The following is a 15,900-nucleotide window of genomic DNA, read 5'->3' as shown; positions in this document are numbered from 1 at the left end:
GTACGAGGCGGTCCAGTGAATCTGAGGGGAACGAATTCGGGAACCTCTGAATCCGGATTGTTACTTGAGGTTTCCTTGAGGTTCTATGGTCCGCATCACATATCCCCGATCGAACCCGGAGCTGCTGCCCGGAATCGGGCGTGACACACTCGGTGCATGCGCGTGTATCTCGGCTCCGACCATGCGGGCTACGAACTCAAGAACCACCTCGTCGAGTGGCTGAAGGCGGCGGGGCACGAGCCCGTCGACTGCGGGCCGCACATCTACGACGCCCAGGACGACTACCCGCCCTTCTGCCTCCGGGCCGCCGAGCGCACCGTCGCGGACCCCGGCTCCCTCGGCATCGTGATCGGCGGCTCCGGCAACGGCGAGCAGATCGCCGCCAACAAGGTGAAGGGGGTGCGCGCCGCCCTCGCCTGGAGCGAGGAGACCGCCGCGCTCGGCCGCGAGCACAACGACGCCAACGTCATCGCCGTCGGCGCCCGCATGCACACCGAGGACGAGGCGACCAAGTTCGTCGAGATCTTCCTGGGCACCCCGTTCTCCGGCGAAGAGCGCCACGTCCGCCGCATCGACATGCTGACGGAGTACGAGAACACCGGCGACCTCCCGCCCATCCCGGCGCACCACCCCCAGCAGTAACGCTTTCGCCGCCCCCGCCGCCCCAAGCACGGCGGGGGCACTCGCAGACCCAGGAAGGACGCCCGGCCGTGCCAGAAGGGCACACGATCCACCGGCTGGCGCGGGACTACGCCGAGCGCTTCGCCGGCACCGCCCCGCTGGTGACCAGCCCCCAGGGCAAGTTCGCCGACGCCGCCGAGCTGCTGACCGGCGCCGGGCTCACCACCACCGACGCCCACGGCAAGCACCTCTTCCTCGGCTTCCGCGACAGCGACTGGGTCCACATCCACCTCGGCCTCTTCGGCAAGGTCGCCTTCGGCCCGGCCCCCGCGCCCCCGCCGGCCGACACCGTCCGGCTCCGCCTGGCCAACGACACCGCCTACGTCGACCTGCGCGGCCCCACCACCTGCGCGCTGATCACGGACGCCGAGAAGAGGGCCGTCCACGACCGCCTCGGCCCCGACCCGCTGCGCCCCGACGCCGACCCGGCCGCCGCCTGGGAGCGGATCAGCCGCAGCCGCACCTCGATCGCCGCCCTGCTGATGGACCAGAAGGTCATCGCGGGCGTCGGCAACGTCTACCGCGCCGAGGTCCTCTTCCGGCACGGCATCGACCCCTACCGCGCCGGCCGTGACCTCACCCGGTCCGAGTGGGACGCGATCTGGGCCGACCTGGTGGCGCTGATGCGCGAGGGCGTACGCCTGGGCCGCATCGACACCGTCCGCCCCGAGCACACCCCCGAGGCGATGGGCCGCCCGCCCCGCGTCGACGACCACGGCGGTGAGGTGTACGTCTACCGCCGGGCCACCCTGCCCTGTCACCTCTGCGGCAGCGAGATCCGTACCGCCGGGCTCGCCGCCCGCAACCTCTTCTGGTGCCCCGCCTGCCAGCTCCGCTGACCCCGTGCGCCCCGTGCGCATCCGTGAACCGGTCGTGCGCCCCGTTCTGTCCTGCCAGTAAGCGCAGCCAGCCGCCCGGGAGGCCGGGGAATTTACGCCGGGTGGCAGCGCGGATGGCCTTCCGTGCCGTTCACTGTGTAGTCGGACCGCGTGGTCGAAACGCGAAGTGAGCCCCGCACGGGGGACAAGTGGGACCTCCCGTGCCAGGCGGCCGGCTGGATGGATAGGGTCCCGAACTGATGGCAGCAGGACGAGAACGGCGCGCGAAGGCCGAGACGTTCACGGCCCGGTGGAAGATGCAGTGGCACCGGGTCCGCGTCGCGCTGCGCAGAAGCGCGGTCGACTACTTCCGCGGCGACGGCCCCGACTGGATAGCCCTGGTCGGCCTGCTCCTCACCATTCCCGTCCTCATGACCCTCACACTGGCCAACTCCGTCTGGTGCTCCCCGGCCACTCTGGTCATCCCGATCGTCGCGGGCGGCCTGGTCCTGCGCCCCGCCAGCCTGCTCGGCCTCTACGCCACCGCTGCCGCCGCCCTCATCGTGGAGTCGGTGCGGCTCGGCCCGTACACCGAGGGACCCTCCAGGGTCACCCCCGGCATCGTGCTGGTCGTCGCCGCCTGCGGGTTCTTCGGGCTGCTGACCGCGCAGTTCCGCAGCCGGGTCGGCGTGCCCTGGCGGCGCGGCGGCACCATGCTCTTCGACCTCCGCGAACGCATCCGCGCCCAGAGCGAGTTGCCCAAGCTGCCGCGAGGCTGGCACCAGGAGATGGCGCTGCGCCCGGCGGGCGGCCAGTCCTTCTCCGGTGACTTCGTCGTCGCCGCCCGCACCAACGGCGGCCGCACCCTGGAGGTCGTCCTCACCGACGTCTCCGGCAAGGGCATGGACGCCGGTTCCCGCGCGCTGCTGCTGTCCGGCGCCTTCGGCGGCCTGCTCGGCTCGCTGCCCCCGCACTCCTTCCTGCCCGCCGCCAACGGCTACCTGCTCCGCCAGGACTGGGACGAGGGCTTCGCCACCTCCATCCACCTGGTGCTCGACCTCGACTCCGGCGACTACGAGCTGTACTCCGCGGGCCACCCGCCGGGCCTCCAGCTCAGCGCGGGCACCGGCCGCTGGGAGGAGAAGGCCGCCGAGGGCCCGCTCCTCGGGGTGTACGACGGGGGCCAGTTCGACTCAACCAAGGGCACCCTGCGGCCCGGAGACGTCCTGATGCTCTTCACCGACGGCCTGGTGGAAGCCTCCGACCGGGACATCGCCGAGGGCATCGACCGCCTCACCGGCGAGGCCGACCGCTATGTCGCCGGCGGCTTCCACGGCGCCGCCTGGCACCTCATCGAGGCCGTCGCCAAGGACGTCAACGACGACCGCGCCCTGCTGCTGATCTGCCGCGAGGCATCCGCGCCCGTCCGCTGAACTCCGGTGCGAGACTGGGCCGATGACTCCGCTCACCCTGGCCCAGGTCGAGGACCTCGCCCGCCGCGCCCACGCCGGCCAGACCGACAAGGCGGGCCGCCCGTACGCCGAACACCTCGCGGCCGTCGCCGAGGGGGTACGGGTGCGCGGGGGCGACGAGGAGCAGATCGCGGCGGCCTGGCTGCACGATGCCGTGGAGGACGACGCGCTGACCGAGGAGTGGCTCGACGGCGCCGCTCTCACCCCGCGCACCAAGGCGGTCGTGCGCGCCCTCACCAAGCGCCCCGGCGAGCCGCCCGAGGAGTACGCCCGGCGCATCCTCGCCACCCCGGGCGCCGCCCTGGTCAAGCACGCCGACCTCGCCCACAACGCCGACCCGGCCCGCCTCGCGGTGCTGGACGAGCCGACCCGCACGCGACTGGCCGAGAAGTACACGCGGATGCGCGCGCTTCTCGGCCAGGCCGGAGAGGGATAGGGGAGGGGCGCTACACGCCCGCCTTCTCCCGTACGGGCTGCTTCTGCCCGCCGTGCTGCCGCTCCCGTGCCTGCTGGGCGGGGTCCTGCTTGAACGCCCACTCCATCTTCGGCTCCATCACGCACCGGAACACCCGGCGCACCGGAGCCGTGCACAGCAGCGTGACGACGGTGACCGCGAAGGCGGTCACCAGGAGCGCGCCGAGCGGGCTGTGCAGCCAGTGGGCGTCGTACCAGCCCTCCCAGCGGGTGTACTTGAGGACGAAGCCGTGCAGCAGATAGCCGCAGATCGTGCCCGCGCCCAGCGAGGTGAACCACATCCGGCGCCCCGGCACCCAGGCCAGGAAGCAGGCCGTCAGCACCACCGAGCAGGCGAACAGGGCCAGCGTCATCAGCGGGCCGGTCCACCACGGGGCGCCCATCTCCTGGGCGGCGTCCCGGCGGTAGAACCAGCCGAAGTTGATGTGCGGCACCACCAGCCACGCGACCACCAGCGCGCCCGCGACGATCGGCACCGAGGCGATGCGCATCGCCCGCGTCCGCACCCGCTGGAAGTGCTCCGGCTTCAGGCACAGCCCCAGCACGAAGCAGGGCAGGAACTGCAACAGCCGCTGGAAGTCCAGGTCGTTGCTGATCGCGGGGGAGACGGTCGCCAGCATCGCGATGGCGAGGGCCAGCGGCAGCGGCCGGCGCACCACCTTCCACAGCGGGGTCGTCAGCCGCCACACGAACAGCGCCGCCAGGAACCAGGACAGGAAGTACGGGTCGAGCAGGGTGATCCCGGTCTCGCCGTCCTGGCCGAAGTGGTCCCGAAAGAGGGAGTAGACCGTCTCGAAGACGACGTACGGCACGGCGACCCCGGTGATCAGCCGCTTCAGCCGGTCCGGGCGCATGTCGAAACTGCGTGAGAAGTAGCCGGAGATGATGATGAACGCCGGCATGTGGAAGGTGTACACGAAGATGTACAGCGACCTGAGGATGCGGCTGTCCGCGTACAGCGCCTCCCACGAGTGCCCCATCGCCACCAGCACGATCGCCAGGTACTTGGCGTTGTCGAAGAACGAGTCGCGCTGCTTCGCGGATCTCTCCGGCACCGGCTGGGCAGCCGGGAGCGTGGGCGCACGGGTCTGGCCGGGGGACGGGGAGGCGTCGAACATCTCAGGCACCCTAGCCTCGCGTGGGTGAGTCCGTAAAACCATCCAGGTCATTCACGTTTATCGGCTCCGGATACCCGGGAAATCGCACAACTTGCCTGCGGGATCGGGGTGATGGCGGGCACAATAGGGCCGGTTATTTGCCCCTCAATGTCCCGATTCATCCATCCGAATTGGGTCATGTCGACCGGCCCCCGCGCAATTCGAATTACCCGCCCCGACGCCCCGCACGGCGATGTGTGGGTATGGAAATGATGTTGGGCAATTACCGTCGCCATCAACCCCTGGTGAGGCAGCGAATTGCCGACCGGACGGCCCCTCGCGCCGGGACGCCCGGCCGACGATGTGTCACTAGCCGCATACAGAGGGCTGGTTGGTGGCACGATGGTTCTGGCGGAGGTGTGCTGCACGGTGCCTCCAGGCCGGGAGAGCGAACCGACCGAGGGTGTGATCAGTTGTGGCCATTTCACTGTCCGTGGTGCTGCTGTTGGCGATCATCCTGGTGGTGTTGATGCGAGGAGGGAACATCAAGGCCGGCCCGGCCATCGTGGCGATCCTCTTCGGCTTCTTCCTCGCCTCCACCGGGATGGCGCCCTCCATCAGCCGCTTCCTCAACTCGATAGCGGAGATGGTCAACTCCATCAGCTTCTGAGGCCGCGCGAACGACTCAAGGGGCCCGGCGCCGCCGTGACGGCAGCCGGGCCCCTTGAGTCATGAAGAGCGGGCGACGGGAATCGAACCCGCGTAGCTAGTTTGGAAGACTAGGGCTCTACCATTGAGCTACGCCCGCGAGAGCGCACCGCGCGTCGGTGACCGCGGCACTTCAGGCATCGTAGCGGAGCCCCCGGCGTGCGGGCGAACCTGGCGGTGCGCGGGGTGCCCCCGGCGCGGCACCCGGTGCCCCGCGCGATGCGGCGACGCGCCCGGCCGGGGCATGTACCCTACGACTCGCACCAGACGGGGTGTGGCGCAGCTTGGTAGCGCGTCCGCTTTGGGAGCGGAAGGCCGTGGGTTCAAATCCCGCCACCCCGACCACTGGCTCACGGTGTCGTGAAGATCGCCTTTTGGGGCGCTGACCGGCTGCGGTTACTATGCAAGCTGCGCGCCCGTGTGTCCGGCCTCATGGCCTGCTACTCCTCCGGGCGGCTATCCGCCGGGGCTGTCTGGCTCCGGCAGAACCCAAGAAGTCAGCCACAAGGAGACCGAACCGTGAAGAGCGCCGTGGAGACCCTGAACCCGACTCGGGTTCGGCTCACTGTCGAGGTGCCCTTCGAGGAGCTCAAGGACAGCCTCGACGCGGCGTACCAGAAGATCAACCAGCAGGTCACGGTGAAGGGCTTCCGCAAGGGCAAGATCCCGGCCCGGGTCATCGACCAGCGGTTCGGTCGTGGTGCGGTGCTCGAAGAGGCCGTCAACGACGCGCTCCCGAAGTTCTACACCGAGGCGGTCAACGAGGCCGAGCTGACCCCGCTGGGCCAGCCCGAGGTCGACATCACCGAGCTGAAGGACGGCGAGACGCTGAACTTCACCGCCGAGGTCGACATCCGCCCGACCCTGGAGATCCCGGACTACTCCGGCATCGAGGTCGAGGTCGACGCCATCGAGGTCAGCGACGAGGACGTCGAGAAGTCGGTCGAGCAGCTCCGTGAGCGCTTCGCCTCGACCTCCCCGGTCGAGCGTGCCGCCGAGGACGGCGACGTCGTGACGATCGACCTGGAGGCCAAGGTCGACGGCGAGGTGCTGGAGGACGGCGTCGCCAGCGGCGTCTCCTACACCATCGGTTCCGGCGAGCTGCTCGACGGCATCGACGAGGCCGTCAAGGGCCTGTCCGCCGGCGAGGAGGGCACCTTCACCTCCGAGCTGAAGGGCGGCTCCGCCGCCGGCCGCGAGGCCGAGGTCACCGTCAAGGTCACCCAGGTCGCCGCCCGCGAACTGCCCGAGCTGGACGACGACTTCGCGCAGCTCGCGTCCGAGTTCGACACCCTGGACGAGCTGAAGGCCGACAGCACCAAGCGCCTGGCCAACATGAAGCAGTACGACCAGGCCACCCAGGCCCAGGAGCGCGTGCTCGACAAGCTCCTCGAGCTGGTCGAGGTCCCCGTCCCCGAGAAGCTCCTCGAGGACGAGGTCAACACCCGCAAGCACAACCTGGAGCACCACCAGCTCGGCCAGATGGGCCTGACCCTCGACAAGTACCTGGAGATCCAGGGCAAGACCGCCGAGGAGTTCGAGACCGAGACCCGTGAGGCCGCGGTCAAGGGCATCAAGACCCAGTTCGTCCTCGACGAGCTGGTGAAGAAGGAGAACCTGGGCGTCAACCAGGAGGAGCTGACCGAGCACCTCATGCGCCGCGCCGCCTCCTCCGGCATGTCCCCCGACCAGTTCGCCCAGGCCGTCGTCGAGGGCGGCCAGGTTCCGCTCCTCGTCGGCGAGGTCGCCCGCGGCAAGGCCCTGGCCGTCGTCGTCGAGGCCGCCACCGTCAAGGACACCAACGGCGAGATCGTCGACCTGGACGACGAGGACGAGAACGAGGAGACCACCGAGGTCACCGAGGGCTGACCCCGAGGTACGTCGACCTGACAGCAGGCCCTTGGGAGCGAGTCTCCCGGGGGCCTGCTGTCTTGCTCCAGGCGCACTTACCCAGGGGCGCGGGGAACTGCGCGACAAGCCACAACGCACCCGCACTCGGCATCACAGCTAACCCCCATGGCGCTCTACGCCCCCGGCGAACACCTGCTTTCACGGGATTCACCGGGGGGACCAGAGCGTTAGGGTCCATGAATACGGGGGGCAGGGGAATCAGCCGACCCCGCCAAGCCCCGGCAGGACTACGTGAGACGGCCCGGCGCCGTCGTAAGACGAGCAGGTGGATACGTGACGAATCTGATGCCTACCGCCGCCGGCGAGCCCTCCATCGGTGGTGGCCTCGGCGACCAGGTCTACAACCGGCTGCTGGGCGAGCGGATCATCTTCCTCGGCCAGCAGGTCGACGACGACATCGCCAACAAGATCACCGCCCAGTTGCTCCTCCTCGCCGCAGACCCCGAGAAGGACATCTACCTCTACATCAACAGCCCCGGCGGCTCGGTGACGGCCGGCATGGCGATCTACGACACCATGCAGTACATCCCGAACGACGTGGTCACCATCGCCATGGGCATGGCCGCCTCGATGGGCCAGTTCCTGCTCACCGGCGGCGCCCCCGGCAAGCGCTTCGCGCTGCCGCACGCGGACATCATGATGCACCAGGGCTCCGCGGGCCTCGGCGGTACCGTCTCGGACATCAAGATCCAGGCCGAGTACCTGCTGCGTACGAAGAAGCGCATGTCCGAGCTGACCGCCGAGCACTCCGGCCAGACGGTGGAGGCGATCATCCGCGACGGCGACCGCGACCGCTGGTTCACCCCGGAGGAGGCCAAGGAGTACGGTCTCATCGACGAGATCATCACGCACGCCTCGGGTGTCCCGGGAGGCGGCGGCACCGGCGCCTGACCGGCCCGGCAACGCCCCGCACGCACGCCACCGACAGCTCCCAGCACGCCACCAGGACGGTGAACACCCCATGAGCAACTTCTCCGGCGCCAGCGGCATGTACGAGGGCCCGCGCCCCGACAGCCGTTACATCATCCCGCGCTTCGTCGAGCGCACTTCCCAGGGCGTCCGCGAGTACGACCCGTACGCGAAGCTCTTCGAGGAGCGCGTGATCTTCCTGGGCGTCCAGATCGACGACGCCTCGGCCAACGACGTCATGGCGCAGCTCCTGTGCCTGGAGTCGATGGACCCCGACCGGGACATCTCGATCTACATCAACAGCCCCGGCGGTGACATGACGGCCCTCACGGCCATCTACGACACCATGCAGTTCGTGAAGCCGGACATCCAGACGGTGTGCATGGGCCAGGCCGCCTCGGCCGCGGCCATCCTGCTCGCCGCCGGCACCCCCGGCAAGCGCATGGCGCTGCCGAACTCGCGCGTGCTGATCCACCAGCCGGCGGGCTCCACCGGGCGCGGTCAGCTCTCCGACCTGGAGATCATCGCCAAGGAGTTCACCCGGATGCGTGAGCAGCTCGAGGACATGCTGGCGAAGCACTCCAACCAGCCGCTGGACAAGATCCGCGAGGACATCGAGCGCGACAAGATCCTCACGGCCGAGGAGGCGCTCCAGTACGGCCTCGTCGACCAGATCATCTCCACCCGCAAGATGAACAACGAAGCGGTCCGCTGACCGCGGTTGCGCACTTCCGGGGCCTCTTGGCAGGGTGCACGTCAAAGTGAACCCTGCCAAGGGGGGCCCGAACACGGGGCCCGGCAAGGTACCGTCGACATAAGGCAGCACCAGGAGTCGTTGGACCCGTTCTGTGTCCAGTCGTCTCCCAGGCGAAGGGGAAGCACACCGTGGCACGCATCGGTGACGGCGGCGATCTGCTCAAGTGCTCGTTCTGCGGCAAGAGCCAGAAGCAGGTCAAGAAGCTCATCGCAGGTCCCGGTGTGTACATCTGCGACGAATGCATCGATCTCTGCAACGAGATCATCGAGGAAGAGCTGGCGGAGACCAGCGAGGTGCGCTGGGAGGAACTCCCCAAGCCCCGCGAGATCTACGAGTTCCTCGAGAGCTATGTGGTCGGCCAGGAAGCGGCCAAGAAGGCCCTCTCCGTCGCGGTGTACAACCACTACAAGCGCGTCCAGGCCGGGGAGAACGGCGGCGGCCAAGGCCGCGAGGACGCCATCGAGTTGGCCAAGTCCAACATCCTCCTGCTCGGCCCCACCGGCTCCGGCAAGACGCTGCTGGCCCAGACCCTGGCCCGCATGCTCAACGTTCCCTTCGCCATCGCGGACGCCACCGCGCTGACCGAGGCGGGCTATGTCGGCGAGGACGTCGAGAACATCCTGCTGAAGCTCATCCAGGCCGCCGACTACGACGTCAAGAAGGCCGAGACGGGCATCATCTACATCGACGAGATCGACAAGGTCGCCCGCAAGAGCGAAAACCCGTCGATCACCCGTGATGTGAGCGGCGAGGGCGTCCAGCAGGCCCTGCTGAAGATCCTGGAGGGCACCACCGCCTCGGTGCCGCCGCAGGGCGGACGCAAGCACCCGCACCAGGAGTTCATCCAGATCGACACGACGAACGTGCTGTTCATCGTGGGCGGTGCCTTCGCCGGCCTGGAGAAGATCATCGAGGCGCGGGCGGGTGCGAAGGGCATCGGCTTCGGCGCCACCATCCGCTCCAAGCGCGAGCTGGCCGCCAAGGACATCTTCGAGGACATCATGCCCGAGGACCTGGTGAAGTTCGGGATGATCCCCGAGTTCATCGGCCGTCTCCCGGTCATCACCTCGGTGCACAACCTCGACCGCGAGGCCCTGCTCAAGATCCTGGTCGAGCCGCGCAACGCCCTGGTCAAGCAGTACCAGCGCCTCTTCGAACTCGACGGCGTGGAGCTGGACTTCGAGCGCGAGGCGCTGGAGGCCATCGCGGACCAGGCCATCCTCCGCCAGACCGGCGCGCGCGGTCTGCGCGCCATCATGGAGGAGGTGCTGATGTCGGTGATGTACGAGGTGCCGTCCCGCAAGGACGTGGCCCGCGTGGTCATCACGGCCGACGTCGTGCACTCCAACGTCAACCCGACGCTGATCCCGAGGGACTCCCGCGGGCGCGGCCAGGGCGAGCAGAAGACCGCGTAACCCCCAGCAGCACAGAAGAAGGGCCCCGGCCGACCGGCCGGGGCCCTTCTGCGTGCATCCCGTCACGCCTTGACGCGTACCGCCGAGCGGAACTTGGCGGTCAGTTCCGCGTCCTGCGCCGGGTCGCTGCTGCGGCCCGCCGCCAGGGTGGCGATGTCCATCGGCATCACGAAACCGACGGTGCTGTGGTCGCCCCACACGCAGAAGGAGAACGTCATCTCCTTGGGCACGCCCTCGCCGCTGCCCGACGTATCGCCCTTGGCCTGCTGGCACTTGAGGACCGCGTCCCCGAGCGCCGCCGGCTCGTACCGCTTCGGCTCGCCGATCAGCTCGTACTTGTGCTCGGCGTCCTTGCTGCTCTGGTCCTTCATGTAGGCGAACAGCCCGTCGACCGTCTTCTCCGGGTCCGCGATCTTGCCGTACACCCCGCCGAACTCGATGACCTTCTTGCTCAGCGGGTTGTCGACGTTCCCGGCCGCGTACTCGGCGCTGACGTCCTTCGGGTCCTGGACGCCCCAGTTCTCGGCGTCCTTGAGGTCGTCCTTGGTCATCGCGCCGTTGTCGCTCTTGCCCTTCTTGTACTCCGAGAGCACCGTCGAGGGCGTGGTGAGCTTGTGCGGGCCGTCGTCGGCGACATCGCCACCGCCGCCGCTGCCGCTGGTCAGGAAGTAGACGCCCACCGCAATGGCGGCCACCACGGCCACGGCGCCGATGATCAGGCCGTTCCGCTTGGAGTTGTTGCGGCCCTGCACCGGCGGCTGCGGGGAGCCGTAGGGGGCCTGCCCGTAAGGGGCCTGCGGGGGCTGCTGCCCGTAGGGGTTCTGCTGGGGCTGGGCGTAGGGGCCCGGCTGCTGGGGCACGCCCTGCTGCTGCGGGTACCCGTAGGGGGCCTGCGGCGGGGCCGGGGGACCGGGCGGGGACTGCGGGTAGCCGTATCCCGGCTGGGGCGCCTGCGGGGGCTGACCGTAGGGTCCCGGCTGCCCGTAGGGGCCCGGCTGGGCCGGGGGCTGCTGCCCGTAGGGGCCGGGCTGACCAGCCTGACCGTAAGGACCCGGCTGCGGGGGCTGTCCGCCGTACGGGCCCGGCTGGTTGCTGCTCATGGCTGGGTTCCCCTCCAGATGTTCAGGTGTTGCCGCCATCCTTGCCCAGGGGCGGGGGACAGGTGGCACCGGGGGCCGCACCGTTACAGAACAAACGCGTTTCGGGAGCACCCCGTGGCACCTCTAAACTGACCCCCGTGACCGAGAACGCTCAGCAGCAGCCATCAGCGCCCGAGACCGAACTGCCGACCCAGTACGCGCCGGCCGACGTAGAGGGGCCGCTGTACGAGCGCTGGGTGGAGCGGGGCTACTTCGAGGCCGACGAGAAGAGCGACAAGCCGCCCTTCACCGTCGTCATCCCCCCGCCCAACGTCACCGGCAGCCTCCACCTGGGCCACGCCTTCGAGCACACCATCATCGACGCCCTGACCCGCCGCAAGCGCATGCAGGGCTACGAGACGCTGTGGCAGCCCGGCATGGACCACGCCGGCATCGCCACCCAGAACGTCGTCGAGCGCGAACTGGGCAAGGAGGGCAAGTCCCGCCACGACCTCGGCCGCGAGGCGTTCGTCGAGCGCGTCTGGCAGTGGAAGGGCGAGTCCGGCGGCCAGATCTCCGGCCAGATGCGCCGCCTCGGCGACGGCGTCGCCTGGTCCCGCGAGCGCTTCACCATGGACGAGGGCCTCTCTCAGGCCGTCCAGACCATCTTCAAGCGCCTCTACGACGACGAGTTGATCTACCGCGCCGAGCGCATCATCAACTGGTGTCCGCGCTGCCTCACCGCGATCTCCGACATCGAGGTGGAGTACCAGGACGACGACGGCGAGCTCGTCTCCATGAAGTACGGCGAGGGTGACGAGACGATCGTCGTCGCCACCACCCGCGCCGAGACGATGCTCGGTGACACGGCCGTCGCCGTCCACCCCGAGGACGAGCGGTACCAGCACCTCATCGGCAAGCTGATCAGGCTCCCGCTGACCGACCGCTCCATCCCGGTCGTCGCCGACGAGCACGTCGACCCCGAGTTCGGCACCGGCGCCGTCAAGGTGACCCCGGCGCACGACCCGAACGACTTCGAGATCGGCCAGCGGCACGACCTGCCGTCCATCACCGTCATGGACGAGCACGCCGTCATCACCACCCCCGGCCCCTTCCAGGGCCTGGACCGCCTGGAGGCCCGCTCCGCCATCGTCGCCGCGCTGCGCGCCGAGGGCCGGATCGTCGCCGAGAAGCGGCCCTACGTCCACTCGGTGGGCCACTGCTCGCGCTGCAAGACCACCATCGAGCCGCGCCTGTCCATGCAGTGGTGGGTCAAGGTCGGCCCGCTCGCCAAGGCCGCCGGTGACGCGGTCCGCGAGGGCAAGGTCAAGATCCACCCGCAGGAGATGGAGAAGCGGTACTTCGACTGGGTCGACAACCTGCACGACTGGTGCATCTCGCGCCAGCTCTGGTGGGGCCACCGCATCCCGGTCTGGTACGGCCCCGACGGCGAGGTCGTCTGCGTCGGCCCCGACGAGCAGCCGCCCGCCGGCGAGGGCTGGCACCAGGACACCGACGTCCTCGACACCTGGTTCTCCTCCGGCCTGTGGCCCTTCTCCACCCTGGGCTGGCCCGAGCAGACCGAGTCGCTCGCGAAGTTCTACCCGAACTCCGTCCTGGTCACCGGCTACGACATCCTCTTCTTCTGGGTCGCCCGGATGATGATGTTCGGCCTCTACGCGATGGACGGCACCCCGCCGTTCCACACCATCGCGCTGCACGGCATGGTCCGCGACCAGTTCGGCAAGAAGATGTCGAAGTCCTTCGGCAACGCGGTCAACCCGCTGGACTGGATGGACAAGTACGGCTCCGACGCGCTGCGCTTCACGCTCGCCCGCGGTGCCAACCCCGGTGTCGACGTGCCGATCGGCGAGGACTGGGTCCAGGGGTCGCGGAACTTCGCCAACAAGATCTGGAACGCCACTCGCTTCGCGCTGATGAACGGCGCGACCATCGAGGGGCCGCTGCCGGACGCGTCCGCGATGTCCGCGACCGACCGCTGGATTCTGTCCCGCCTCAACTCGGTCGTGGCCGAGGTCGACGCGTACTACGAGGACTACCAGTTCGCCAAGCTGTCGGACGCGCTGTTCCACTTCGCGTGGGACGAGGTGTTCGACTGGTACGTCGAGCTGTCCAAGACGACCTTCCAGGCGGGCGGGGAGGCGGCCGAGGTCTCCAAGCGGGTCCTCGGTGAGGTCCTCGACGTCACGCTGAAGCTGCTGCACCCGGTGGTCCCGTTCGTCACGGAGACGCTGTGGACGACGCTGACGGGCGGGGAGTCGCTGGTCGTCGCCGACTGGCCGGCCGACTCCGGGTTCCGGGACGCTTCGGCCGAGCGGGAGATCGAGTCGCTCCAGTCGGTCATCACCGAGGTGCGCCGCTTCCGCGCCGACCAGGGGCTCCAGCCGGGGCAGCGGGTGCCTGCGCGGCTGACGCTGACCGGTACGGCGCTCGCTCCGCACGAGGCGGCCATCCGGCAGCTCCTGCGGCTCCAGCCGGAGGGTGACTCCTTCACGGCCACGGCCACCCTCCCGGTCGCCGGGGCCGAGGTCGCGCTCGACCTCTCCGGGACGATCGACGTCGGGGCGGAGCGGAAGCGCCTCGCGAAGGACCTCGCGGCCGCGGAGAAGGAAAAGGCCGCGGCCACGGCCAAGCTCGGCAACGAGGCGTTCCTCGCCAAGGCCCCGGACGCGGTGGTGGACAAGATCCGCGGCCGCCTCACGAAGGCCGAGGAAGACATGCGTCGCCTCCAGTCCCAACTGAACCGCCTCCCGCAGGCGTAGGTGAACAAAGGCCCCCGGCGTCCACTGAACGCCGGGGGCCGTCGCCTGCCCGCGCCGCCGCAGGGGTGCCGCTGCGCCCACCCGTGCCGCCCCAGCGGCACGACTGCCCGCAGCTAGGTAGGGGACCAATTCAGCGAGGCTCGGCTGCGGATACCTAGGGGCGCGGGGAACTGCGCGACCGGCCACGACGGCGCCGCAGCCGGACACGGCAGACGCCCGCCGTCGGACCACCACGCGCGAGACACCACCCCCTCCGTAGACTGGGCGACGTGAGCGACTCGCCCGGTAACAACGACACGCCCGACCCCCTCGCCGACTTCGACGACATCATCGCCGAGGAGACCGACCGCGACCCCGACCTCGCCGTCATCGAGGCCGGCAGCCGCACCCTGCGCACCCAGGGCGGCCCGCCGGAGGCCGACGTACCGGCCCGCCCCGAGGACCCCGAGGTGGACCGCGCCCTGCGCGCGGTGGAGACCGAGCTGGCCACCCGCTGGGGCGAGACCAAACTGGAGCCGTCCGTCACCCGGATCGCCGCCCTGATGGACGTACTGGGCGACCCCCAGCGCACGTACCCCTCCATCCACATCACCGGCACCAACGGCAAGACCTCCACCGCCCGCATGATCGAGGCCCTCCTCGGCGCCTTCGAACTGCGCACCGGCCGCTACACCAGCCCCCACGTGCAGTCGGTGACCGAGCGCATCAGCCTGGACGGCGCCCCGATCAGCGCCGAGCGGTTCATCGAGACGTACGACGACATCAAGCCGTACATCGAGATGGTCGACACCGCCCAGGAGCACCGCCTCTCCTTCTTCGAGGTGCTCACCGGCATGGCGTACGCCGCCTTCGCGGACGCGCCCGTGGACGTCGCCGTGGTCGAGGTCGGCATGGGCGGAAGCTGGGACGCGACCAACGTGATCGACGGTGACGTGGCCGTGGTCATGCCGATCTCGCTGGACCACACCGACCGCCTCGGCGGGACGCCCGAGCTGATCGCCACCGAGAAGGCCGGCATCATCAAGCCGGACTCGACCGTGATCATGGCCCAGCAGCCGGTCGACGCGGCCCAGGTGCTGCTGAAGAAGGCCGTCGAGGAGAACGCCACCGTGGCCCGCGAGGGCATGGAGTTCGGCGTGGTGGACCGCCAGGTCGCCGTCGGCGGCCAACTGCTCACCCTGCGCGGACTGGGCGGCGAGTACCCCGAGGTCTACCTCCCGCTGCACGGCGCGCACCAGGCGCACAACGCGGCCGTCGCCCTCGCCGCCGTCGAGGCGTTCTTCGGCGTCGGTGCCGAGCGCGCCGAGCCGCTGGACATCGACACCGTGCGCAAGGCGTTCGCCGCCGTCTCCTCGCCGGGCCGGCTGGAGATCGTCCGCCGTTCCCCGACCGTCGTGCTGGACGCCGCGCACAACCCGGGCGGCGCCGAGGCGACCGCCGAGGCGGTGCGCGAGGCGTTCGACTTCAGCCGGCTGATCGGCGTGGTCGGCGCGAGCGCGGACAAAAACGTGCGCGGACTGCTGGAGGCGTTCGAGCCGATCTTCGCGGAGGTCGTCGTCACGCAGAACTCCAGCCACCGCGCGATGGACGCGGACGAACTGGCCGGGATCGCCGTCGAGGTGTTCGGCGAGGACCGCGTCCAGGTCGAGCCCCGGCTGCCGGAGGCGCTGGAGGCCGCGATCACGCTGGCCGAGGAGGAGGGCGAGTTCGCCGGCGGCGGCGTCCTGGTCACCGGTTCGGTCATCACGGTGGGCGAGGCGCGCCTGCTGCTTCGGAAGGGCTGAGGTAAACCGCTC

At 69.6% G+C, this 15,900-nt stretch carries 13 protein-coding genes and 2 tRNA genes; 12 read left to right on the top strand and 3 right to left on the bottom strand.

Annotated features, from left to right (window positions below):
* Positions 1–156: 156 nt before the first annotated feature.
* From E5083_RS13885 to E5083_RS13870, 4 genes are all read left to right on the top strand, one after another.
* Positions 157–642 carry a ribose-5-phosphate isomerase gene (locus E5083_RS13885; protein WP_135785939.1) on the top strand — a complete coding sequence of 162 codons (486 nt, stop codon included), beginning with the start codon at positions 157–159 and terminating at the stop codon, positions 640–642.
* A gap of 68 nt (positions 643–710) precedes the next feature.
* Positions 711–1,520, top strand: a complete 810-nt coding sequence (locus tag E5083_RS13880; protein ID WP_135785938.1) for an Fpg/Nei family DNA glycosylase — start codon at positions 711–713, stop codon at positions 1,518–1,520.
* 239 nt (positions 1,521–1,759) lie between these two features.
* Positions 1,760–2,932: a PP2C family protein-serine/threonine phosphatase gene (locus tag E5083_RS13875; protein WP_135785937.1), complete on the top strand. Its 1,173-nt coding sequence runs from the start codon at positions 1,760–1,762 to the stop codon at positions 2,930–2,932.
* 22 nt (positions 2,933–2,954) lie between these two features.
* On the top strand, positions 2,955–3,407 hold the full coding sequence (locus E5083_RS13870) for an HD domain-containing protein (RefSeq protein ID WP_135785936.1): 453 nt from the start codon (positions 2,955–2,957) through the stop codon (positions 3,405–3,407).
* 10 nt (positions 3,408–3,417) lie between these two features.
* On the opposite strand, the gene E5083_RS13865 is transcribed toward E5083_RS13870, so the two are convergent.
* Entirely contained in the window at positions 3,418–4,563 is a 1,146-nt protein-coding gene (locus E5083_RS13865; RefSeq protein WP_244317492.1) for an acyltransferase family protein, read from the bottom strand.
* Between the two features lie 454 nt (positions 4,564–5,017).
* Here E5083_RS13865 and E5083_RS13860 point away from each other — a divergent pair, with 454 nt between their 5' ends.
* Positions 5,018–5,212, top strand: coding sequence for a hypothetical protein (locus tag E5083_RS13860; RefSeq protein ID WP_030814126.1), 195 nt, complete (start codon positions 5,018–5,020; stop codon positions 5,210–5,212).
* A gap of 67 nt (positions 5,213–5,279) precedes the next feature.
* Here the strand turns inward: E5083_RS13860 and E5083_RS13855 are convergent.
* Positions 5,280–5,350: transfer RNA gene (locus E5083_RS13855), tRNA-Gly, on the bottom strand.
* Between the two features lie 168 nt (positions 5,351–5,518).
* Here E5083_RS13855 and E5083_RS13850 point away from each other — a divergent pair.
* From E5083_RS13850 to clpX, 5 genes are all read left to right on the top strand, one after another.
* Positions 5,519–5,595, top strand: a tRNA-Pro gene (locus E5083_RS13850).
* Positions 5,596–5,769: 174 nt separating this feature from the next.
* Complete coding sequence (tig, locus tag E5083_RS13845; protein ID WP_135785934.1) at positions 5,770–7,119, top strand: trigger factor; 1,350 nt, start codon at positions 5,770–5,772, stop codon at positions 7,117–7,119.
* A gap of 315 nt (positions 7,120–7,434) precedes the next feature.
* A complete protein-coding gene (locus E5083_RS13840; RefSeq protein ID WP_086692310.1) occupies positions 7,435–8,052 on the top strand; it encodes an ATP-dependent Clp protease proteolytic subunit in 618 nt (205 codons plus the stop codon).
* A gap of 70 nt (positions 8,053–8,122) precedes the next feature.
* Positions 8,123–8,785 (top strand): ATP-dependent Clp protease proteolytic subunit, encoded by a 663-nt coding sequence (locus E5083_RS13835; RefSeq protein ID WP_135785933.1) that lies wholly within the window; start codon positions 8,123–8,125, stop codon positions 8,783–8,785.
* 170 nt (positions 8,786–8,955) lie between these two features.
* Positions 8,956–10,242 (top strand): ATP-dependent Clp protease ATP-binding subunit ClpX, encoded by a 1,287-nt coding sequence (clpX, locus tag E5083_RS13830; RefSeq protein WP_086692315.1) that lies wholly within the window; start codon positions 8,956–8,958, stop codon positions 10,240–10,242.
* Positions 10,243–10,304: 62 nt separating this feature from the next.
* Here the strand turns inward: clpX and E5083_RS13825 are convergent, their stop codons facing one another.
* On the bottom strand, positions 10,305–11,342 hold the full coding sequence (locus E5083_RS13825) for a hypothetical protein (RefSeq protein ID WP_135785932.1): 1,038 nt from the start codon (positions 11,340–11,342) through the stop codon (positions 10,305–10,307).
* A gap of 137 nt (positions 11,343–11,479) precedes the next feature.
* On the opposite strand from E5083_RS13825, the gene E5083_RS13820 reads away from it, so the two are divergent.
* Together E5083_RS13820 and folC are read left to right on the top strand one after the other, a co-directional pair.
* Positions 11,480–14,104: a valine--tRNA ligase gene (locus E5083_RS13820; RefSeq protein WP_135785931.1), complete on the top strand. Its 2,625-nt coding sequence runs from the start codon at positions 11,480–11,482 to the stop codon at positions 14,102–14,104.
* A gap of 269 nt (positions 14,105–14,373) precedes the next feature.
* Positions 14,374–15,888 (top strand): bifunctional tetrahydrofolate synthase/dihydrofolate synthase, encoded by a 1,515-nt coding sequence (gene folC / locus E5083_RS13815; RefSeq protein WP_135785930.1) that lies wholly within the window; start codon positions 14,374–14,376, stop codon positions 15,886–15,888.
* Positions 15,889–15,900 lie beyond the last annotated feature (12 nt).

The sequence above is a fragment of the Streptomyces bauhiniae genome (assembly GCF_004784475.1).
In the GTDB taxonomy this organism is placed as follows: Bacteria; Actinomycetota; Actinomycetes; order Streptomycetales; family Streptomycetaceae; genus Streptomyces; species Streptomyces seoulensis.
Note: the sequence above shows the minus strand (reverse complement) of the source record. Positions and strands in the feature narration are given on the sequence as shown.

What these genes read in the sequence shown, in the direction of transcription:
- E5083_RS13875 (WP_135785937.1), top strand. Translation starts at nt 1,760, where the DNA reads ATGGCAGCAGGACGAGAACGGCGCGCGAAGGCCGAGACGTTCACGGCC.
- E5083_RS13825 (WP_135785932.1), bottom strand. Translation starts at nt 11,342, where the DNA reads ATGAGCAGCAACCAGCCGGGCCCGTACGGCGGACAGCCCCCGCAGCCG.
- E5083_RS13865 (WP_244317492.1), bottom strand. Translation starts at nt 4,563, where the DNA reads ATGTTCGACGCCTCCCCGTCCCCCGGCCAGACCCGTGCGCCCACGCTC.
- E5083_RS13885 (WP_135785939.1), top strand. Translation starts at nt 157, where the DNA reads ATGCGCGTGTATCTCGGCTCCGACCATGCGGGCTACGAACTCAAGAAC.
- E5083_RS13835 (WP_135785933.1), top strand. Translation starts at nt 8,123, where the DNA reads ATGAGCAACTTCTCCGGCGCCAGCGGCATGTACGAGGGCCCGCGCCCC.
- E5083_RS13870 (WP_135785936.1), top strand. Translation starts at nt 2,955, where the DNA reads ATGACTCCGCTCACCCTGGCCCAGGTCGAGGACCTCGCCCGCCGCGCC.